General features: G+C 65.8%; 18 protein-coding genes. 8 read left to right on the plus strand and 10 right to left on the minus strand.

All coding sequences use genetic code 11. From position 1 onward, the window contains the following. The gene (locus tag QX073_RS13340) at positions 1-1488 is read left to right on the plus strand and encodes an HWE histidine kinase domain-containing protein (protein ID WP_315752680.1); all 1488 of its coding nucleotides are present in this window, start codon (positions 1-3) and stop codon (positions 1486-1488) included. A gap of 13 nt (positions 1489-1501) precedes the next feature. Here QX073_RS13340 and QX073_RS13345 read toward each other — a convergent pair whose 3' ends face one another. The 6 genes from QX073_RS13345 to QX073_RS13370 form a co-directional block, all read right to left on the minus strand. Beyond that, positions 1502-2623, minus strand: a complete 1122-nt coding sequence (locus QX073_RS13345; protein ID WP_315752681.1) for a DUF2252 family protein — start codon at positions 2621-2623, stop codon at positions 1502-1504. A gap of 36 nt (positions 2624-2659) precedes the next feature. Beyond that, entirely contained in the window at positions 2660-3052 is a 393-nt protein-coding gene (locus QX073_RS13350; protein ID WP_315714020.1) for a hypothetical protein, read from the minus strand. A 117-nt stretch (positions 3053-3169) separates the two neighbouring features. Next, positions 3170-4333 (minus strand): glutathionylspermidine synthase family protein, encoded by a 1164-nt coding sequence (locus tag QX073_RS13355; protein WP_316225864.1) that lies wholly within the window; start codon positions 4331-4333, stop codon positions 3170-3172. 339 nt (positions 4334-4672) lie between these two features. After that, the gene (locus QX073_RS13360; RefSeq protein ID WP_315752683.1) at positions 4673-5068 is read right to left on the minus strand and encodes a hypothetical protein; all 396 of its coding nucleotides are present in this window, start codon (positions 5066-5068) and stop codon (positions 4673-4675) included. A 2-nt stretch (positions 5069-5070) separates the two neighbouring features. Then, positions 5071-5475 carry a DUF350 domain-containing protein gene (locus QX073_RS13365; protein WP_315714024.1) on the minus strand — a complete coding sequence of 135 codons (405 nt, stop codon included), beginning with the start codon at positions 5473-5475 and terminating at the stop codon, positions 5071-5073. A 69-nt stretch (positions 5476-5544) separates the two neighbouring features. After that, complete coding sequence (locus QX073_RS13370) at positions 5545-6300, minus strand: GntR family transcriptional regulator (protein ID WP_315752684.1); 756 nt, start codon at positions 6298-6300, stop codon at positions 5545-5547. Between the two features lie 204 nt (positions 6301-6504). Between QX073_RS13370 and QX073_RS13375 the strand changes: the two genes are divergently transcribed. The 6 genes from QX073_RS13375 (at position 6505) to QX073_RS13400 (ending at position 14236) form a co-directional block, all read left to right on the plus strand. Then, the gene (locus QX073_RS13375; RefSeq protein WP_316225961.1) at positions 6505-7506 is read left to right on the plus strand and encodes an ABC transporter substrate-binding protein; all 1002 of its coding nucleotides are present in this window, start codon (positions 6505-6507) and stop codon (positions 7504-7506) included. Between the two features lies 1 nt (position 7507). Then, complete coding sequence (locus QX073_RS13380; protein ID WP_315767806.1) at positions 7508-8317, plus strand: ABC transporter permease; 810 nt, start codon at positions 7508-7510, stop codon at positions 8315-8317. Between the two features lie 2 nt (positions 8318-8319). After that, positions 8320-9096, plus strand: a complete 777-nt coding sequence (locus QX073_RS13385) for an ABC transporter ATP-binding protein (RefSeq protein ID WP_315826148.1) — start codon at positions 8320-8322, stop codon at positions 9094-9096. Positions 9097-9334: 238 nt separating this feature from the next. Then, complete coding sequence (locus QX073_RS13390) at positions 9335-10063, plus strand: aspartate/glutamate racemase family protein (protein ID WP_315826149.1); 729 nt, start codon at positions 9335-9337, stop codon at positions 10061-10063. After that, entirely contained in the window at positions 10014-11492 is a 1479-nt protein-coding gene (hydA, locus tag QX073_RS13395) for a dihydropyrimidinase (protein WP_315752687.1), read from the plus strand. The genes QX073_RS13390 and hydA overlap by 50 nt, the downstream gene beginning before the upstream one ends. A 596-nt stretch (positions 11493-12088) precedes the next feature. Continuing rightward, entirely contained in the window at positions 12089-14236 is a 2148-nt protein-coding gene (locus tag QX073_RS13400; RefSeq protein ID WP_316225865.1) for a phospholipase D-like domain-containing protein, read from the plus strand. A gap of 199 nt (positions 14237-14435) precedes the next feature. Here the strand turns inward: QX073_RS13400 and QX073_RS13405 are convergent, their stop codons facing one another. The 4 genes from QX073_RS13405 to ctrA form a co-directional block, all read right to left on the minus strand. Beyond that, positions 14436-15437 carry an SDR family NAD(P)-dependent oxidoreductase gene (locus QX073_RS13405; protein ID WP_315752689.1) on the minus strand — a complete coding sequence of 334 codons (1002 nt, stop codon included), beginning with the start codon at positions 15435-15437 and terminating at the stop codon, positions 14436-14438. Between the two features lie 12 nt (positions 15438-15449). After that, positions 15450-17141 (minus strand): alginate export family protein, encoded by a 1692-nt coding sequence (locus QX073_RS13410; protein WP_315752690.1) that lies wholly within the window; start codon positions 17139-17141, stop codon positions 15450-15452. Positions 17142-17838: 697 nt separating this feature from the next. After that, complete coding sequence (locus tag QX073_RS13415; protein WP_315714033.1) at positions 17839-18243, minus strand: hypothetical protein; 405 nt, start codon at positions 18241-18243, stop codon at positions 17839-17841. A gap of 1216 nt (positions 18244-19459) precedes the next feature. After that, the gene (gene ctrA, locus QX073_RS13420) at positions 19460-20161 is read right to left on the minus strand and encodes a response regulator transcription factor CtrA (protein ID WP_012046382.1); all 702 of its coding nucleotides are present in this window, start codon (positions 20159-20161) and stop codon (positions 19460-19462) included. A 423-nt stretch (positions 20162-20584) separates the two neighbouring features. On the opposite strand from ctrA, the gene fliI reads away from it, so the two are divergent. Continuing rightward, a complete protein-coding gene (gene fliI / locus QX073_RS13425; protein ID WP_315714035.1) occupies positions 20585-21907 on the plus strand; it encodes a flagellar protein export ATPase FliI in 1323 nt (440 codons plus the stop codon). Positions 21908-22014: the final 107 nt, after the last annotated feature.

The following is a 22014-nucleotide window of genomic DNA, read 5'->3' on the forward strand; positions in this document are numbered from 1 at the left end:
GTGGCATCAACAGACGCGATGCAGGCGGGACGGCCGCGTAACGAGGCGGAGGAGACGGTCGAGGCCATTCATCGCGGCAACGTCGATGCCGTGGTGGTGCAGGGCCCGACCGGACCCCAGGTCATCATGCTGCAGGGCGCGGACGCGCCCTATCATGTTCTGGTCGAGCGCATGAGCGACGGCGCTCTGACGCTCGATGCCGACGGCTGCATCGTCTATGTCAATTCCAGGCTGTGCGCGCTGACCGGCCTCGGCGTACAGCAATTGGTGGGACGCAGCTTTGCCTCGCTGTTTGCGGGAGCGGTGCCCGAGCAGCGCGCCGACGATGCGGCAACCGACGCTCAACTGTGCCGCGCTGACGGCGGCCAACTGCCAGTGTCGGTGTGGATGCGCCAGATGGCGATGGGCGGCGTGGTGGCCACGCTCGTGACGCTGACCGACATGTCGATTCAGCGGCGCGCCGAGGAGGTCGCCAATGCCGAGCGCTTTGCGCGCTCGATCCTGGAGCAGGCGACCGATGCGGTCGTGGTGCTGGCGCTCGACGGCCGGATCACCCATGCGAGCTGGGTCGCGGAGCAGCTCGCGGAACGACCGCCGGTCGGCCAGTTGTTTTCTGAGGCGTTCCCGCTCGATGGGCAGAGCGCCAGCCAGCGAGGCACGTTGACGCGCTTCTCGCGCGAGAGCCTTGATCAGGCGCTGGCGACCAAGCCCTTCCATGGCGTCGAGGTCGCCTTGCGCAACGCGCGGGCGTCGGGGCGGTCGTTCCTGCTGTCCGGCGGGCCCCTGGTGAACGATCTCAAGGAGACGGTCGGCTCGATCGTCACCCTGACCGACATCACCGAACGCAAGCGCGCGGAAGAGCAGCAGACCGTGCTGGTCGCCGAGCTCAATCACCGCGTGAAGAACATCCTGGCGATCGTGCAGTCGGTGGCGGGGCAGACCTTGCGGACCTCACCGTCGCTGCCGGCCTTCAACAAGGCGTTCTCCGGGCGCATCCAGGCGGTCTCGATCGCGCATGACATCCTGACGCAGACCCGTTGGATCGGCATCGGACTGAACGAACTGCTCACCACCGTGCTGGCGCCCTATGGCATCGGCGAAGGGCGGATCGCCATCGACGGCCCTCCGGTGCTCCTGGAGGCACGGCTGGTGCTGCCGCTTTCGATGGTGCTGCACGAGCTTGCGACCAACGCCTCCAAATATGGCGCGTTGTCCGCCTCCCACGGCCAGGTCACGATCTCCTGGCGCCTGCGCGACGATGGCCGCCGGCTGGAGCTGGTCTGGCTCGAGCGCGGCGGACCGCTGATCGAAGGCGGCGGTGGGCGCGGCTTCGGCACCACGCTGATCGACCGCGTCGTCCGCTTCGATCTCGAGGGCGAAGCCCTGCTCGACTTCGAGCCCGCGGGCATTCGCTGCTCGCTGACCTTTGCGCTGACCGCGGAGACGACCCCCGAGCATCTGCCGGCATCGGCCGTGCAGCCGGACTGATCGGATGCCCGCCTCAGCGCGCGATCGGAACGGAGCGTGCCGCCTTGCGGCGCCAGACGTCGTGGTCCCTTTCCGTCGCCTCACGCGCGGCGCGCGCTGCTCGGCGCAGCCAGCCTGAACCGCGCTGCTTCAGGTCCGCCGCGATCCCGGCGCCGGCGCGGCGGTCGGCGGCATGGATGGAGGCGAGGTCGGTGCCCATGCCGCGCAGAAGCTCCAGCTTGAGATCGGCGCCGGCTTCCTTGCCGAGATCGATCTTGCGCGAGTCCGCGGACAGGCGTCGGACCACGTAGTCCCCGTCATTGGTTCTGTGAACGTGCAGGAATGGATCGGGCGCGCGATAGGTCCCGGTCGACAGCTCGACGAATCGGTGCGGCGGCGCCGGCTTTGGCTGCATCCTGCCCTTCGTCCTGTTCTTGGCCCAGGTCCAGGCCGAAGGGACCAGCGCCTTGGCCTCGCGGACGACGCGGCCGCCGCGCCATGTCGCGACGACGACGTAGCGCGTGCGTCCGCGGCTGCCGCCGCCGGCGAAGCGATGGAAGAATGCGGCATTCTTCGCCTGCTCCGGAAGGCTGGCGGTGAGCAGCTTCTGCACCGCGGATGGAATCGCATCGGCGGCCGCGAGGCCGTTGATCTCCTCCCAGAACGCGCGGCGGCAATCATCCGAGCATTTGACGTAGGGCCTGATCCAGATCTCGTGTTCGTCGAGCAGCGCCGGCCGCGGGTGTTTGAGACCGTCGCGATAGCCTTGGAGGATCGCGTCTGCGGCGTCGCGGCTGTCGATTGCCATGTCGGGCGCGAGCTCGATGCTGGTCGTGAGCCGGACCAGATCGAAGGCGTAGGGCATCCTCGCGGCCTCGTCGAAATCGTTGACGCCCCACACCCAGCGCCCGTCGGCATCACGCCACGTGCCGAAATTCTCCAGATGGATGTCGCCGACGCACAGCGCGACCGGCGCCTCGGCCAGCTCCGGGCAGATCTCCTCGATGCGCCGCGCCCAGCGATAGTAGGTGGCGCGCAGCAGGGCGAACGGAGACTTTCGCATCCGCTGGTGCTTGGCGAGAAGGTCGTCCTCGACCACTTTGCATTGGCTGCGAAGCCAGGCCTCGTAGGCCGCGGTATCTTCGATGATGGACACGCGATGCCTCCCGATGCGCCGGGCGTGAGCGAGGCGTTATGAGTTGCGTTGACGCCGAACGAACGTGGCCTCGCACATCGCGCGCAGCGCGCGCTCGTCGAACGGCTTGGCGAGCCGGGCCAGGCTGCGGAACTCCGGCGGAAACAGCGTCGCATCGTCATAGCCGGAGGTGATCACGATCTTGAGCTCGCGCGCGATCAGCTGCGGCAGGACGGCGAAGATCTGCTCGCCGCGCAGGTTGACGTCGAGCAGCGCGCCGTCCAGGCCGCCGCGCTCGGCCTCGCGCAGCACGTCGCCGACGCGCGAGACGGGACCAACCACCTCGCAGCCGAATCCCTGCAACACCGTTTCCAGCTCGAGCGCGATCAGGCCCTCGTCCTCGGCGACCAGGATACGCAAGCCTTCGAGTTCGGGTTTGTCCGTCGCCATGCCTCGTCCCGGTCATGTCCCGGTCATGCGCGCCCATCGCGCAGGGAGTTCACCCTCGGTCTATCTAATCCTCTCGACCGGCGTGTCGAGGCGTTTTCGTCGGCGGTCGTTAATATCCTACAGGATTGCGTGCGGCAAAAAGCGCGAGCGGTTGCCCGTGATCGGGCTCGTGTCTTCGCGGATCGACAGGCCGCAGGGCTGATGGTCGACGAGCCAGCTGCCGATCACCGGGAACACACCGCCGAAATCCGGCAGCGGCGCCGGCGCCTGGCGGATGAAGCCTTCGGCGCCGTAGGGACCCTCCTGCGTAGAGACGGCGACGCCGTCGGACACCAGGCTGACATTGGCGCCCTCGCGCGAGTAGATCGGCTTGCGTACGAAGCTCGGGCCGAGGCCGGCGGCCTTCGGATCGTCCTCGAAATAGGCCGGCAGCAGGTTCGGATGGCCTTCGTGCATCTGCCAGAGCAGGGGCAGGATGCCCTTGTTGGACAGGATGGCCTTCCACGGCGGCTCGATCCATTGCGTCGGCGCCTCCGCGAGCTTGACGCCGAACGCATCGCGAAACATCCATTCCCAGGGATACAACTTGAAGGCGAGCGCGATGTCGCCGTTCTCGAGATCGACGAAGCCGCCGCCGGTCTCGCGCCAGCCGATGTCGGCGACGTCAAGGATGGTTGTCGACAGGCCCGCTTGGGCTGCCGTGTCGGCCAGATAGGCCAGGGTCGTGGCGTCCTCGGCGTTGGCGGTCAGCCCGGCCAGATGCACGCGGCGCCGCTTGCCGAGGGCGCGCCAGCGTTCGATCAGGCGCTCATGGATTGAGTTGTACTGGTCCGCGCGCCCCGGCAGGATGCGGCGCTCGATCGCTTGCTCGAGCCACGTCCATTGGAAGACGGCGGCCTCGAAGATCGACGTCGGCGTGTCGGCGTTGTATTCGAGCAGCTTCGCCGGCGTACGGCCGCCCTGATAGCTGAGGTCGAACCGCCCATAGAGGCTGTCGTCCCTCCGGCGCCAGCTCTCCGCCAGCAGCGGCCAGACCGCTTGCGGGATCTTCAGCCGGCGCAGCAGCGCCTCGTCACCGACGACGCGCGCGACCAGCGCGAGGCACATCTGCTCGAGCTCGGCCGTCGGCTCCTCGATGCCGAGCTCGATCTCGGCGATCGTGAATGCGTAGTAGGCGCGCTCGTCCCAATAGCGCTCGCCGTCGAGTTCGTAGAAGTCGAATCCGCATCGTGCCGCGGTCTCGCGCCAGTCGTCACGTTCGGGACAGGGGATGCGCTGCATCGGCGTCAGCCCAAGGCAGCAGCGAACAAGCCGTGCCCGTGGCAACAGGGCGCAGCACGACCGCGGCCGCCATCAATGATGCGGCCATGATCACGTCCGCGCGGTCCCGGCGCCATCCCGCGCCGGCGACCACGCGATCGCCTGCCAGCAGATTGCTGCGAGGCGGCGGCGGTCGCCGCAGCCCTCATCGTCGCTGGCACCATCAGGTGCCGACATTGCATCGGATCGCTTCCGATCAGTAGGTAGGCCAGTTTTTTATGATTTTGAGTCTGTGTCAAAGATCCGAATCCGAGATAACAGCATGAACGCGGTGTTTTCACGGCGCCGGCGCGACGAAAATCAGCCGCCGCCTCCGAAGCCGTGTCCGAACGAGCCAAAGCCGCCGCGCGAGACATGTGCGGAGGAGGCCTCGGCGACATGGCTCGATCCGCTGCTTCTGGAATCGCTGTCGCCGCTGGAAAATCCCCAGCGGCCGGAGCCGCTGCCGCCGCCACCACCGCCGCTCGAGCGGCGCGTCGTGCATTCGCTCGTCTGCGGCTGGCCGGCGATGGTCGGCGTCTCGGCGCCTGGCTGCGGGCAGCTCTGATGCCGCGGCATCAGCGCATAGGCAGTGCTGCCGACGGCGAGCGTGCCCATCAAGAGCAGCGCGACATGGCCGGAGCGCTTCACCGGCGGCGTCGCGGGCGGGGGCGGCATCGGCCGGCGCTTGCCGAATTCGCGGCGTTTCTCGGCCATGGTCAGATGATCATCGAGGCGGCGTTCAGCGCGCCGGCGGAGAGCGACGCGAGACCGAGCCAGATCGCCGAAGCCAGCTCGCCGGCGACGATGCGTTGGGCGAGATCCGGCACCGGAATGCGGACGAGGTAATAGACGATCACCTGGACGATCAGCGCGACCAGCGCCCAAACCAGGCAGTCCAGCACGTTGGCGGAATGGGCGATGGCGCTGACCAGCGGCAGGGTGAAGCCGAGCAGGCTGAGGCCGAGCGCGATCGCGGCCGAGGGGTGATTGTCCCGGATCAGCTGGAATTCATTGTAGGGCGTGACGCGGGTGTAGACGAACAGGTAGGCCGTCACCGCGGCCAGCGCGGTACAGAAGTACACCAGAAAGGCCGGCAGGCCGGCGAGCGATTGCAGGATCATGATCAGGCCAAGCGTGTGGAGCTCTCATCTGTCGCTATGCCAGCATGCCCGGTTCGACGTGAACAAAGTCTATCCGCCCTTCGCCAGATCCCGCCTGGCCTGGTCCAGCATCTGCAGCACCGAATCCCCGGTCTTGCGGGTGTGCTCGGAGAGCGCCTGCGCGAAGCCGTCGCCGTCTCGGGCCCGCAGCAACGCCATGAAGGCCTCGTGCTCCCGGATCGACTCGTCCCAGCGCCGCGCATCGTAATTGGCCACGGCGCGGGCGCGGAAGACGCTCGCGTGCAGCGTGCCCCACATGTTGAGCAGCACGGCGTTGCCGGCGAGCTTGGTGATCTCGGCATGGATCTGCTGGTTGAGCCGGAAATAGGCGGCGCGCTCGGCGGCACGATGCAGCGCCACCAGCTCGGCATGCATGGCCTCGAGCCTGGCGAGGTCGTCCGCCGTCGCACGCGCGGCCGCGGCGCGGCCCGCGGCGGCATCGAGCGACACCATCACGTCGAAGATCTCGGCGATCTCGCGGGCGTCGATCGGCGCCACCACGGGCGTGCGATGCGGCCGCAGCTCGATGAGGCCCTCGGCGGCGAGGATCTTGAAGGCCTCGCGCAGCGGCGTGCGCGACACGCCGAAAGTCTCGCATAGCATGCGCTCGGGCAAGGCAGCGCCGGCGGCGAGCTCGCCGTCCACGATCATCTCGCGCACCCTGGCGACGACCTGATCGTGCAGCGACAGCCGCTCGAGCGGCCGCTTGGAGTGGTCGGACGACAGCTTCAGCCGCGCCGGCTTGAAGCGCGTCTTCAGTCTGGGCCGGGGTGCTGGTGGGGTCATGTCGGCGCGGCTGCTCCGCTGCGAGATGCCTGAAATTCGGGCGATGCGCCCGCGGATCAGGCAGGTCCTTCAAGATTTGATGGTCATTAAATACTGATTTTATTGTATAAAAGCAACATTGCATATCGCATCCAGTTGGCATGTCGCTTGCTGATGAGAGCACAAGCCATGAGAGACAAGCCCGTGGATCGACCTGCCCTGGAGATGGATGTGAAACGTTTCGTGCTGCTCATTCTCGCCCTGCTCGCGCTGCCCTCGCTCAGCTTCGCCGACGACGCGCCCAAGATCAAACTCGGCTACGCCAAATGCGCGCATTGCACGCCGATGTCGCTGACGCCGCAGTTCGCCGAAGGCGTCGCGATCGATGCCGTCAGCTTCAACACCGGCACGGACGCGCTGACCGCGCTGGTCTCGAAGAACATCGACGTCGCGCAGGTGACCTATCTGCATTACGCCATCGCGCTCGACAAAGGCTTCGACGTGGTCGCGATCTCCGGCCAGGTCAATGGCGGCTCGGCGATCCTGCTCGGCAATGATCTCGAGGTCGCGCCGGGCGATTGGAGCGCGCTGAAGGCGCTGATCGCCAAATACAAGGCCGACGGCAAGCCGTTCCGCGTCGCCGCCTCGCGCGGCAATGCGCAGGACATCCACATGCGCGGCGCCTTCGCCAAGCAGGGCATCGACATCAACAAGGACGTGCAGTTCGTCAACATCCCCAATCCGTCCGACCATCTGCAGGCGCTGCGCCGCGGCGAGGTCGAGCTGATCTGCACCGTCGAGCCGTTCGCGACCCAGATCATGCAGGCCAAGGCGGCGAAGTTCTTCGGTTTCCCCTACGACCAGGCCGCCGGCAAGCTGACCAACCTGATCCTGACCCGCTCCGACGTCATCACGTCGAACCCGAAGGCGCTGGAGGGCGTGGTGCGCGCGGTCGTCAAGGTCGATGCGCACATCGCCGCCGACAAGCCGGCGCTGATCGAGGTCATCTCCAAGATCACCGGCCTCGACAAGGCGATCGCGACCGGCGCGGTCGAGAATCTCGATCCCGACCCGAAGATGTACCGTGCCTCGGCGCTCGCCATCGCCACGATGATGCGCGACCTGAAATACATCAACTCGGACGTCACGGCCGCCGTCGAGAAGAACCTCGACTACCGCTTCCTGGAAGCGGCCACGGGCAAGCCGAAGACCGAGCTCGGCTACTGAGATGACGGCGCTCGCCCAGCTCAGGAAGCTCGACCGCTATGTCGTGCCGGTGCTCGTGCTCGCCGGCTGGGAGGCGTTCTCGCGCTCCGGCGCGCTGCCGGCAGCGCTGCTGCCGGCGCCGTCGACGGTCGTGTGGGCGTGGGCGGACTGGCTGGTCGGCACCGACGGCAACACCCAGACCTACAGCGGCCATTGGCTCGCCGACATGCTGGCGAGCCTGTCGCGCGTTGCCGCCGGCTTTGCGATTGCCACCGTGCTCGGCGTCTCGCTCGGGGTCGCCATCGGGTGGTCGCGCAAGATAGAGATCGTGATCGAGCCGACGCTTCAGATGCTGCGGCCGATCCCGCCGGTGTCGTGGATCCCGCTCGCCATCATCTGGTTCGGCATCGCCAACAAGCCGGCGATCTTCCTGGTGTTCCTCGGCGCGTTCTTTCCGATCCTGCTCAACACCATCCACGGCGTGAAGACCTGCGACCGCAATCTGATCCGCGCCGGCGCCATGGTCGGCGGCAGCGAGCGCAAGCTGCTGCGCTACATCGTCGTGCCCGCGGCGATGCCGAGCATCTTTGCAGGGCTTCGCATCGGCATCGGCTCGGCGTGGATGCTGACGGTGACGGCCGAAATGGTCGCGGTGAAGAGCGGGCTCGGCTACGTGCTGTGGGATTCCTACTACTTCCTGCGCTACGATCTGGTGCTGGCGGCGATGGCGAGTATCGGCCTGCTCGGCTTCTGCAGCGATCTCGCCATCCGCTTCGTGATGGCGCGCGTGCTGCACTGGCAGCGCAACACCACGCTTCGTGGCGGAGAATGACGATGGCCACGATCGAGATCTCCGGCGTCTCCAAGATCTTCACCGACAAGAAGCGCAACGCCGACGTCACCGCGCTCGCCGACATCAATCTGTCCATTGCCCGCAACGAGCTCGTCTGCCTGCTCGGTCCCTCCGGCTGCGGCAAGTCGACATTGCTCAACATGATTGCCGGCTTCGAGAAGCCGAGCGCCGGCAATATCACCGTCGACGGCCGGCCGGTGATCGCGCCCGGCGCCGATCGCGGCGTCGTGTTCCAGCATGCCAATCTGATGCCGTGGCTGCCGGTGTGGGAGAACGTCGCCTTTCATCTCCTGCTCGGCGGCGGGCAGAAGGCCGAGCGCCGGGCGAAGGCGCAGATCTATATCGACATGGTCGGGCTGACCGGCTTCGAGAACCACTATCCGTCGGAGCTGTCGGGCGGCATGAACCAGCGCGTCGGCATCGCCCGGGCGCTGCTGATGAATCCGCAAGTGATCCTGATGGACGAGCCGTTCGGCGCGCTCGACGAGCAGACCCGCATGGACATGCAGACCGAGCTGGTGCGCATCTGGCAGCAGCACCAGGGCACGATCGTGTTCGTCACCCATGGCATCGACGAGGCGCTGACCTTGGGCACGCATGTTGCGGTGATGAGCGCACGGCCGGGGCGCATCGTCGAGATCATCCCGATCGATCTGCCGCGGCCGCGTGATATCACGTCACCGCAGTTCAATGAGTTGAAGCGGCATATCCTGGCGTTGTTGCGTGGCGAGCGGGCGGAGCAGGGGGCGAGTGCATGATTGCTGCTCAATCGCGCCCGCCCAAGCGCTGCATGTTCAGGTCAAGCCCTCGCCACAACGGCAGTGCGCCCCCTCTCCCGCTTGCGGGGGAGGGCTGGGGTGGGGGCGCCGCACGGCGCGCTGCCCGAGCGGATAGAGTTCCCCCACCCGGATCGCATCTGCGATGCGATCCGGCCTCCCCCGCAAGCGGGGGAGGCTCTCCCGCTCGCCATCCGCGATCGAACGAGGTCGTTCACCCATGACCACACGCACGCTGCTCGGCATGCTCACGCCGTCGTCCAACACCGCGCTGGAGCCGATCACCTCGGCGATGGTCGCGAGCCTGCCCAACGTCTCCGCGCATTTCTCGCGCTTCAAGGTCACCGAGATCGCGCTCTCGTCCGACGCGCTCGCGCAGTTCGACATTTCCAACATCCTGCGCGCCGCCGAGCTGCTGGCGCATGCCAAGGTCGACGTCATCGGCTGGAACGGCACCTCGTCGGGCTGGCTCGGCTTCGAGGCCGACGTGAAACTGTGCGAGCATATCACCGCAGCCACCGGCATCCCTGCGACCACCTCGATGCTGGCGCTGAACGAGATCCTGGCGGCGGCGAAGGTCACCTCGCTTGGCCTCGTCACGCCCTACCGCGACGACGTCCAGGCGCGCATCATCGCCAACTACGACAGGCTCGGCATCGCCTGCCGCGGCGACCGGCACCTCAACCTGCAGGACAATTTCTCCTTCGCGGAAGTGACGCCGTCCGAGATCGAGACCATGATCCGCGAGGTCGCGCGCGAGAAGCCGGATGCGATCGCGGTGGTCTGCACCAACATGCGCGCCGCGCCGCTGGTCGCGCGGCTCGAGCTGGAGACCGGCATTCCCATTCTCGACACCATCGCCACCGTGGTATGGAAATCGCTGAAACTGGCAGGGGTCGATGTCAGCGGCGTCAGCGGGTGGGGATCGCTGTTTCAGAAATTCGCTTGAATCTGGACTAGGGAGAGCGCGTCACATGGCTGCCTTCGACACCGTCATCCGCAACGGCACCGTCGCCACCGCGAGCGATACGTTCAAGGCCGATGTCGCCATCAAGAGCGGCCGCATCGTCGCGATCGGCGAGGCCATCACCGATGCCGACGAGATCGTCGATGCCACGGGCCTGCTGGTGCTGCCGGGCGGCATCGACAGCCATGTCCATATCAGCCAGCCCTCCGGCCCCGGCATCGTCATGGCCGACGATTTCGAGAGCGCGACGCGCGCCGCCGCCTTCGGCGGCAACACGTTCGTCATGCCCTACTGCCTGCAGGAGAAGGGCCAGCCCTTGCGATCAGCGCTGAAGGACTATCACGCGCTCGCCGACAACGCCTGCTACGTCGATCACTCCTTCCATCTCATCATCGCCGATCCCACCGACGCCGTGCTCGGCCAGGAGCTGCCGGCGCTGGTCGCCGACGGCTATTCGTCGCTGAAGATCTTCATGACCTATGAGGGGCTCGCGCTGAACGACTACGAGATCCTCGGCGTGCTGCAGGTCGCGCGCGAGCGGGGGGCCCTGGTGCAGATCCACGCCGAGAACTACGACGCGATCCGCTTCCTCACCGATCGCCTCGAGCGTGCCGGCCACATCGCGCCGTACTATCACGGCAAGTCGCGCCCGATTCCGGTCGAGCGCGAGGCAACGCATCGCGCGATCTCGCTGGCCGAGCTGATCGACGTGCCGATCGTGATCGTCCACGTCTCCAACCGCGAGGCGATGGAGGAGATCCGCCGCGCGCAGGCTCGGGGTCTGAAGATCCATGGCGAGACCTGCCCGCAATATCTGGTGCTGACGGAGGAGGACATGCAGGGCCTCAACATGGAAGGCGCCAAATATGTCTGCTCGCCGCCGCCGCGCGACAAGGCCAGCCAGGAGGCCTGCTGGGAGGGCCTGCAGCAGGGCGTGTTCTCGCTGTTCTCCAGCGACCACTGCCCGTTCCGCTACGACGACGAGGCCGGCAAGCTGACGCCGAAGGGCCGCACCAGCTTTCGCTGGGTACCGAACGGCATCCCCGGCGTGGAGACCCGGCTGCCGATCCTGTTCTCCGAAGGCGTCAGCAAGGGCCGCATCACCCTGAACCAGTTCGTCGCCTTCACCGCCACCAACCATGCCAAGACCTACGGCCTGAAGGGCAAGGGCTCCATCGCGATCGGCTACGACGCCGACATCGCGCTGTGGGACCCGGCGAAGACCGCGAAGATCAGCCAGTCCGGCCTGCACCACGGCTCCGACTACACGCCCTATGAAGGCATCGAGATCACCGGCTGGCCGGTGGCGACCATGCTGCGCGGAAAATTCGTCGTGCGCGACGGCGAGTTGATCGGCGCCAAGGGCAGTGGCCGCTACGTCACCCGCGGCAAGCCGGGCGGCCTGGCCTGAGCGGCCTGAGCGCGCTCTCTCGACGCGTCATTGCGAGCGAAGCGAAGCAATCCAGAGTCGTGAACGGGACTCTGGATTGCTTCGTCGCTGCGCTCATCGCAATGACGAGTTGGACACAGGTGCCCACCCTCCCCTGGACGGCAGGGCGATCGCATATGACGAATGCGACAAGCGCGGCAGCGACGCCTGCCGGCTAGTTACTCCGTCATGGCCGGGCTTGTCCCGGGCATCCACGTTGCTCCCAGGGCGCCGGACGACGTGGATGGCCGGGACGAGCCCGGCCATGACGACGTGGAAACAGACGAGAGCAATCCGTAGGGGGCCATATGCGATCGCTCTGCCCGGGAGGTTGAGGCTACGCGCGTCGTCCATCCGGAAGGCTTCCTCGCCAATCCATCTCATTCACCTCATGTGTGGGTAGTCTGTCCCCCACCCCGGCTCTCCGGAGGAGGGTGAGCAGCGATCCGGTCGAGCCACTGCCCTCCCGCACCGCACCATCTTCCCTCGCGACCTCCGACTAGCCACTTCTTGTTCCGGATGTGTCGAACCCTTGTCACAACCGCACGACATATCCTTGTCAGACAAGGAGTGCCGCCATGCCCGCGCTTGCCTTTTCCAACAATGATATTGCCGTCATCGCCTGGACCTTCGATCGCCGTCTCGACGGCTGTCTCGGCTTCGCCATTCATCGCATCGATCTCGCCGATCACACCGACACCGTGCTGCCGGCGCTGGCACGGTTTGCCGGGCAGACCGCGGACAAGCTCACCACCGAGCAGGCGCCGATCCAGAAGTTCTGGTGGAAGGATCTGTTCGCCAAGCGCGGCGGCACCTACAAATATCGCATCGTGCCGATGGCCGGCACGCCCGGCCAGGCGCTGACGCCGCTCGAAGGCGTCGCGCCGCTGGAGAGCAATCCGGTCACGCTGACGCCGGAGCGGCCGCCGTTCCACGTCTATTTCAACCGCGGCATCACCGCGACCCAGGCGCTCAGCCATGCGCTGAACGACAAGCCGAGCGTGTCGGCGCTGGCCCCGCACATCCTCGATCCTTCCGATCCCATTCGCATCCGCCTGATGGGCCAGCTTCAAGACGGCCTGACCTCGCTGCTGGCGCGCGCCGATGCCGGCGGCGGCGCCATCCATGCCGCCCTCTACGAGCTGAACGATCCCGACGGCCTCGAGAAGCAGCTGCACCAGAACCCGAACAGCCGCACGGTCATCCTCGGCAACGAGCAGGGCAAGGACACCGACGACGCCGACGCCGAGAACCGCGCCGACCTCAAGTCCGCCGGCGTCACCGTGATCGACCGCATCCTCGGTAAGGGCAGCATCCCGCACAACAAGTTCATGGTGCTCACCGAGAACGGCAAGCCGAGCGCGGTGCTGTCCGGCTCGACCAACTGGACCTCGACCGGCCTGTGCACCCAGACCAACAACGCGCTGGTGGTGGAGAGCCCAGTGTTGGCGCAGCGCTATCTCGGCTATTGGAACGCGCTGAAGGCCGACGTCGACGCCGCCGCCGGCGACAAGTCGGCGCTGCAGTCGAAGACCTTGCGCGACTTCGCCCGCGCCAACAATGCCGACGCGATCCAGGCGCCGGTCGACCTAGGCCACGGCGTCACCGTCGAGCCGATGTTCTCGCCGAACACCCACGGCAAGCTCGGCAAGAATCCCGATACGCCCGGTGACATGGGCCGCGTGTTCGAGCTGATGCGATCGGCCAAGCACGCCGTGCTGTTCCTGGCCTTCGATCCCGGCAACAACTCGATCCTCGACGTCGCCGGCCGGTTGCTCAAGGACAAGCCCGATCTGTTCGTGCGGGGCGCGCTGACCAGCCCGGTGCGCGCGACGAATTTCTCCGCCGCGCTGCATTCCGGCGGCCATTCGGAGGTGCCGGCGGAGGAGGGAGCGGACGACACCGCGCCCCAGGTGACGGTGGTCGGCGAGGCCGGCAAGCCGAAGAAGCCGGGCGCCAAGGGCAGCATCGATTTCCGCGCCGTGCCGGCCGGCGCGGTGCAGGACGCGTTCGGCAAGTGGGAGAGGGAGCTCGGCAAATACGGCTTCGCCATCATCCACAGCAAGATCGTGGTGATCGATCCGTTCAGCGACGACTGCGTCGTCGTCACCGGCTCGCACAATCTCGGCTTCCGCGCCTCGCACAACAACGACGAGAACATGCTGATCATCCGCGGTCACCGCGGTCTCGCCGAGGCCTATGCCTGCCACGTCCTCGACCTCTACGACCACTACGCCTGGCGCTTCCTCTTGCAGCAGCACCCGGAGATCTTCGGCAAGCCGCTGCAATCCGACGACACCTGGCAGGACCGTTACATCAAGGGCGCGGATGAGAAGTCGCCGGAGCTGCGGTTCTGGCTGTCGGCGGCGGGTGGCGGCGGGGCGGTCGAAACGCCACCGACGCCGAAGAAGCCCGCCAAGCCAACCGGCACTACCAAGCCGGCCAAGACACCGGCTGCGACGACGAAGCCCGCGAGGCCGTCGACCAAGCCGGCCAAGAAGGCCCAAAAGAAGACCGCCGCTGCAGCCAAGACCTCGGCCGGCCGCAAGACAAGCACGACAAAGAAGGTCGCGAAGAAGGCGTCGAAAACGGCAAGCCAGCGTGCCGCCTCAGCGAAGAAGGCGAAGGCCAAGGCGACCAAGACGGCGGCCAAGCGTCCGGCGAAGAAGACCGCGACCAAGACCGCCAGGCGAGCCAAGACGAGCGCCAAGAGGAAAGGGCGCTGAGCGTTGCGCCCGCGCTGAACCGTCGCCGCGCAGACGAGGCCATGGGATCGTGATGCGAGTCCGCGGGATCGCATCATGATCTCGTCTCTTGCCCGAAGCGGATCGCGGGCACACGAGCGTTCCAGTCCTCAGAGCATGATCCAAAAAAATGGAAACCGGTTTTCCGAAAAGATCATGCTCTAGCCGTCTTGAAGCGGGCTCAGTAGGCCGTCCATCCGCCATCCGTCGCGTAGAACGCGCCGGTCAGGTTCGACGCCTCGGGCGACAGCAGGAACAGCATCACCGCGACCTGCTCCCACACGGTGGCCGGACGATGCCTGGGATCGGCATAGCTGAGGATCGAGTTTGTCTTCAGCCGTCCCATGCCGCCGTCGGCCGGCGACCGCTGCATCTTGGCCGCGACGGCCTGCGCGGCCCGCGCGATCATCGGCGTGTCCGTCGCCGCCATGTTGACCGAGTTGATGCGAATGCCGTGGGGCGCGTAGTCGACCGCGGCGTTGGCGGTCAATCCGTTGACGGCGTGCTTGCTGGCGACATAGGCCGGATTGCCGGCCAGTCCGGTCAGGCCGGCGATCGAGGCGACGTTGACGATCGCCCCGCCGCGCTTCTGCGCGACCATCTGCCGCAGCTCGGCCCGCATGGCGCGGAACACGCCGGTGGCGTTGGTGGCGAGGACATTGTCCCAATAGGCATCGGAGGCTTCGTGGATCGGCGCGAACAGCAGGTCCTTCTGCTTGTCGTAGTCGAACGCCTCGCCGGAAAATACGCCGTCCATGACGCCGGCATTGTTGATGGCAAAATCCAGTCCGCCGAATTTCTCGACCGCCCGCCTGACCATCATGTCGCAGGTGTCGCCCTTCGCGACATCGCCGACGAGAAATTCGATCGCGCCACCCTCGCGCTGGATCATGGCCGCCGTCTCGCGCGCCGTGTCCGGCAGCCAGTCGATCCCGACGATGTTGGCGCCCTCGCGCGCCGCCCGCAGCGCGGCGGCGCGGCCCATGCCGCGGGCAAATCCGGTGATGGCGATCGTCCGTGACTTGAAGCGATCCTTGATGAAGTAGTCCGGATCGATCGGGCTGATCGCGAGGTTGGCCGGGCCGACGGGCTCAGCCGCCTCAGCGCCTCCCGGAAGCAGTTGCGCCAGCGGAATCGTCACGGCCCCCGAACCCAGGCTCTGCAACATGCTGCGGCGATCCATCGACATCTCCCCTCAGAAGCTGATCCGGGCCAGCGACATCGCGCTGAACCACGGGCGGGTGTTGCCGACAACGGCCTGGCTGACGCCGGACAGCGGCGCCGTCAGCGCGACGCCCGACTGGAACATCACGTTGCGGCTCATGAAATACTTCACCGTCAAATTGACCTCGTAGCCGAGCAGATGCCCGGCCAGCGTCGAGGTGGTGCCGCCGATATTGTTGAGCTGCTGCGCCTGGAACAGCCAGGCCTGCGGCACGAGCTCCCATTGCGGCGCCGGCCGCAGGATCGCCTGCAGGCGATGGGCGATCAGGTTGGTGTCCTGAAACAGCTTGTAGTGGTTCAGCCCCTGCACCCATTCCTCGCCGGTGCCGCCCGACAACAGCGGATCCCAGCGCTCATAGGTCCGCGTCGCCGGATTGTCGCCGCTGAATCCGGACAGCCGATAGCTCAAAGTGGGGCGCCACAGCGCCTCGTTGAAGGTGTAGCCCGCCTCGACATAGCCGCCCCAGGCGCGCATCGGAAACGCGTTGCGGTCGTTCCATTGCAACGCCAGCTCCGTCTTCGCATAGGGACCGGACGCGCCGATGGCCGGCGTCCAGTAATAGCGCACGTCGGCGACCTGCAGCCCCTGGCGCGTGCCCTGCGCCGTCGCCGTGTACCAGCCGTAGTCGGAGCGCGGCACGGTCAGATAGGTCAGTCCGAGCTGATGCGGCGTGCCCAGGCCCGTCTCGAGGTTCGCGCCGGCGATGACGGTGTGGGTATCGATCGCCGGCAGCTCGTCGGGGGCGAGACGGAAGGCCTCGAATTTCGTGGTGTTGTAGCGAGCCTGCGCGAGGAACAAACTGTCGGCAGCCCAGCGCGGATTGAGCTGCAGCGCGGCGCGGTCAAAACCGTTGGCTGCCGTGATCCTGATCAGCATGCCGTCGGCAATCTGGAACGGCTGCCGTCCGCCGGACAGGTTGATCACCAGCCGCGAGCCGTCGTCGCCCGTGATCCCCGTGACGAGGCCCGCATAGGCGTCCTCGATCGCGCCATGGCGGCGCGGGCCGGTGACGAACAGGTCCGTGCCGGTCGAGCCGCTGGCCAGATAGGAGAGGCTGCCATAGGCATAGATGTTGTTGCCGACCGGTCCGATGCCCTGCAGCCCGCCCTCCAGCGCGGCTTCGCCGAACGACGACCAGCCGGCGCCGGCCGGTCCCTTGGCGAGTGGATTGGCGCCGACGAAGGCCTGCGGCCGGCCATACCAGGCATCGTGATTGGCGTAGCCGAGCGTCGCGGCCGTCAGCTTGAGCTTCAGCAGGCTGTCGTCGCCCTGATGAAGATAGGGGAAATCGACGCGGCCCGGATCCGCCTGCGGCCGGTCGCCGACGACGACGCTGAGCTCGACCGCAACGCCGCCGGTGTTGCCGTCGACGTAGTTGATCGAGGCCGTGGCCACGCCGGGGATGCGCTTCACCTTGGCGAGCCCGAAATCGACCATCAGGTCGTGAAGCTGCGACCCCGGATAGATGTTGAGTGCCCGCCGAATGCGATCCTCGAACGCGACCCGCTGCGCCCCACTGGGCACCACGCCCGACAGCACCAGACGCACCGACTCGATCGGCCGGTTCTCGAACGTGGGCCCCAGTGCCTGGGCGCCGGCGGCAGAAACGAGCAGCAGCGAGAACAGCCACGCCGCCAGGTGCGGACCGAGGCTTCCGCGCATTGGGAGACGTCTGCCGTCCGGCATGGCTCTGCCACCAGCTCATTGCGTGATCCGATGATCGGCGAGGCCAAGGTAGCGCGATTGATCTTGATCAACCAGAGCGAAATGTGCCGCAGGCCACCCATCCGGTCCGCGCCGCTGCAGCGAGAGCGACCGGACGGACTCATGGACGTGCTTTTGGCGAGGCTCGCCGTTGGAGGAGGATCGCGCGGTAGTTTTCCGATAGTTTTCTGCAGCGTCACCGTAATCAAGGAGTGCCGCTAGGTCCGCGGCTCTTCCGAGACCCTGAGATCATGATGCGGGTCCGCGGGATCGCATCATGATCTCGTCTCTTTGCTCGAAGCTGATCGTGGGTGAACGATCGTTCCAGTCCTCAGCGGACTGGAAGCGGGTTCAATAGGCCGTCCATCCGCCGTCCGTCGCGTAGAACGCGCCGGTCAGGTTCGACGCCTCGGACGACAGCAGGAACAGTATCTTTGCGACTAGCTCCTACATGGCGTCCGCGCGTACGGTGCCGCCAGCGCGACCGGCCAGACTCATGGGCCCACCGTTACACAACGGCCGAGATGATAGTTTTGTGCAGTCGAGCAGCGTCACCGTAATCGCTGTCGGTGAATGCAAGGACCGCTAGTTTTCGTGGACGTGAAAGCCCGGTGCGCGGAACGCTCCGGGCCAATCACGTGGTCGCAAGAAACGACTATTGATGCACCCGCAGGGTCCCGTCCGCGTTGTAGTCACTCTTGGGATTGTAACCGGAATCGCGGTGCGTTCTACGATGTAGGGCAGCGTTGCTGCCGCTTACGCCCGGAGTTCCGCTATCAACCCGCATGGTCCCGTCTGCATTGTAGTCACTCTTCGGCCCGTAGCCGGAATCGCGATGCGTTTTTGCATGTAGGGCAGCGTTGCTGCCGCTCAGGCCCGGAGTTCCGGGATTGACCTGCATATTTCCATATTGGTCGCGATCACTTTTGCTCGCCCCGACCTGCTGAGCCGCACTGGCTTTTGCATGAGTACCTTTTGCATGATGAGTACGATGTCCTGCCAAGGCCGCAGATGTAGAGACGGCGAGAATAGCAAGACCAACAGCAATGCTTCTAGCCATAGTGAACTCCTCACGTTGAAGGACCATTGATGACGGATACGCCGTCAGTGCTAGCCTGCCACGGAAATTGCTGGCCGTCTTTGATGCAACTCAAGGTAATAAGGGCGGGTGCGACGTCACGGTCCGCACACCTTTTGGCATCATTTCTTCGGCTCTGGTGCGGTGCCCGGCGGAGCCGATGTCGCTCCGCAACATGCCTCTGACGTTGGGACCGATCTCTGCGCCGCATGGGCATCGCAGGTGACTTGCGCGAAGCCGCACATGGCAGATCGTCGATCCGAAACAGGAGCGTTCGACAGAGTCTCGATCGGGAACGCAAGCCTTGACGGTGGCCGTTCGAACGGCTGGAAGAAATATGATTTCTGTTTATCGAAATTCTATTTTGTTTTTACGAAAAATGTGCTTTACTCCGCGCGTCCCGCCCCAACGAGGGGACGCTTCGCGGTCGTCACGGACGTCGGGTGTGGGATGCGATGGGCGCTTGGGATCGCAGCATGGTTCGCCGTGCCGACGAACGATCCCGGGCGCACGGTGAAGTCGCGTGGTCCTGGCCTCCCGGTGCTGAGGTCGAGCCTGCGGGCGTTGCTGATGAGCTGCCTGCGGGTGATGGGGGCAAGACAGCCGGTCCCCAGGGAGATCGCGTATAAATCGTAAAGCCATCGCGCAGGGAGGGCCGGGTGTTTCGGCCAGACCTGTGGTGACTGCCGCCTGCTTTCTTTTCTGCAGGCGGGCCACGGGCGCGGCCAGCGCCCGGCCTTCCCTGCGCCCTCGGTTAGGAGAGGGCGGTGAGAATGGCACATAGCTCGGGCGCTGGGCGCCGCGAGATCGCGAGGGTTTGTCCGCAGGGTCGCATAAGGTGCATCCGCAGATGTCGTGCGTGCTTCTCGGGTTGAACGTCGCCCCCGGGCGTCATTGCGAGCGCAGCGAAGCAATCCAGGGGCCAGGGTGGGACTCTGGATTGCTTCGTCGCTTCGCTCCTCGCAATGACGGAGATGGGGGGCAGCAGATCGCGCCCGACTGCCAGGCTTGCCCTGCCGGGACAGGCGATGCGCCGCAACCGCCGGAGAAGGGAGCGCAATGTTCGCGAAGCCGCAGCCTGTGCGCGACGTTCTTCGCCTCGATCGACCCAGCCCACAAACAAAAACCCCGCCATTCGCGGCGGGGCCCAGTCTGGGAGGAGCAAGCCGTGAGGCTCGCCGGTGGACCCAGTGAAAGCTCAGGCGGGGATGCGCTCGTCCATGTCGTGCGGCTCGCGCAGCACGTAGCCGCGGCCCCAGACGGTCTCGATGAAGTTGCGGCCTTCGGAGGCGTTGGCGAGCTTCTTGCGCAGCTTGCAGATGAAGACGTCGATGATCTTCAGCTCGGGCTCGTCCATGCCGCCGTAGAGATGGTTGAGGAACATCTCCTTGGTCAGGGTGGTGCCCTTGCGCAGCGAGAGCAGCTCCAGCATCTGGTATTCCTTGCCGGTCAGATGCACGCGCTGGCCGCCGACTTCGACCGTCTTGGTGTCGAGGTTGACGACGAGGTCGCCGGTCTGGATGACCGACTGGGCGTGGCCCTTGGAACGGCGGACGATCGCGTGGATGCGGGCGATCAGCTCGTCCTTGTGGAACGGCTTGGTCATGTAGTCGTCGGCGCCGAAGCCGAGACCCTTGACCTTGTCCTCGATGCCGGCGAGGCCGGACAGGATGAGGATCGGCGTCTTGATCTTCGAGACACGCAGCTGCTTCAGCACGTCGTAACCGGACATGTCGGGCAGATTGAGGTCGAGAAGGATGATGTCGTAGTCGTACAACTTGCCGAGGTCGACGCCTTCTTCGCCCAGGTCAGTCGTGTAGACATTGAAGCTTTCGGACTTCAACATCAGTTCGATCGACTGCGCGACGGCGCTGTCATCCTCAATCAGCAAAACGCGCATGCCAGTTCCCCATAGTCGCCGCTCCGGGCGTCAGGTCGGCCGCCATCTGCGGCACTCAAAACGCCTTTGAACAACTGATTCGGATCCTGACGAGAGATGGTTAACAAATCCTGATTCCCCTCCGCAAGCTCTATCCGTGCAATTTTTATCGAATCGCCGTAAGGTGTTGCGATGAAGCAGTTTTTCTTAGCCGCTCTCGTTCAAGCTCCATGTTAAGAGATGGACCTAACCGACTCTCGGATCTCACCGCTTTTTGAGGGCGGCAAAGCGAAGCACGTCAGTCACTCCAGACCATGACGTAATGATTAATGATGCGAGTAAACACAGAGTTAAGCCGACGACGCGAATCTGCCCCTACTTAAGGTTTTCGCAATGAAGGCTCTGGCCCAATGACAGCTCTCTCGCGATGAAGGCGCTTTGGCAATGAAGGCTCTGGCCGAGCAGATCAGCGACATCGACGCCGTGAACACCTATGGGCGTGTCGTCGGCGTGAAGGGACTCATGGTGGAGATCGCCGGGCCGATTCATGCGATGTCGGTCGGCGCGCGCATCGTGATCGAGACCGGCAACAATTACATCCCTGCCGAAGTGATCGGTTTCTCCGGCAAGAATGCCGTGGTGATGCCGTTCGCCGGGCTGGAGGGCGTGCGCCGCGGCTGCCGCGCCGTGATCGCCAATGCCGCCAATCAGGTGCGGCCGTCGCCGGCCTGGCTCGGCCGAGTCATCAATGCGATGGGCGAGCCGATCGACGGCAAGGGGCCGCTGCCGCAGGGCGCCTCGCCGGTTCCTTATCGGAACAATCCGCCGCCGGCGCATTCGCGCCGGCGCGTCGGCTCGCCGCTCGATCTCGGCGTCCGTGCATTGAACACCTTTCTCACCTGTTGCCGCGGCCAGCGACTCGGCATCTTCGCCGGTTCCGGCGTCGGCAAATCGGTGCTGCTGTCGATGCTGGCGCGCAACGTCGACGCGGCGGTGTCGGTGATCGGGCTGATCGGCGAGCGCGGCCGTGAGGTGCAGGAGTTCCTGCAGGACGATCTCGGCGAGGAGGGCCTCGCGCGCTCGGTCGTCGTGGTCGCGACGTCCGACGAGCCGGCGCTGATGCGAAGGCAGGCGGCGTATCTGACGCTCGCGATCTCGGAATATTTTCGCGACGAGGGCAAGGATGTCCTTTGTCTGATGGACTCGGTCACGCGCTTTGCGATGGCGCAGCGCGAGATCGGGCTGTCGGCCGGCGAACCGCCGACCGCGAAGGGCTACACGCCGACGGTGTTCACCGAGCTGCCGAAACTGCTCGAGCGGGCGGGGCCGGGCAGCGGCGAGGGCACCATCACCGGGATCTTCACGGTGCTGGTCGATGGCGACGATCACAACGAGCCGGTGGCGGATGCGGTGCGCGGCATTCTCGACGGCCACGTGGTGATGCAGCGTTCGATCGCCGAACGCGGCCGCTATCCGGCGATCAACGTCCTGAAATCGGTGTCGCGCACGATGCCGAAATCGGCCGACCCCGTATTCTTGCCGACGATCATGCGCGCGCGCCAAGTGATGGCGACCTATGCCGACATGGAGGAGCTGATCCGGCTCGGTGCCTATCGCGCCGGTTCCAGTCCGGAGGTCGACGAGGCGATCCGGCTGCACGAGCCGCTGGAGGCGTTCCTGCGCCAGCGCAAGGACGAGGTCTCGACGCTGCAGAACGGGTATCGGGAGCTGGAACAGATCCTGGGGCGCTTGGAAACGGAAAGCTAACTTTGTCGGGTAATCATCCCCTCCATGTAATGAGCCTAGTCGGCGAGCCCAGCAAGGGCGGCCGGCCCTGTCCCGCGCCGTACACGGGACTTCTGGGGAGTATGAGT

This window comes from Bradyrhizobium sp. SZCCHNS3052, from assembly GCF_032484495.1.
In the GTDB taxonomy this organism is placed as follows: Bacteria; Pseudomonadota; Alphaproteobacteria; order Rhizobiales; family Xanthobacteraceae; genus Bradyrhizobium.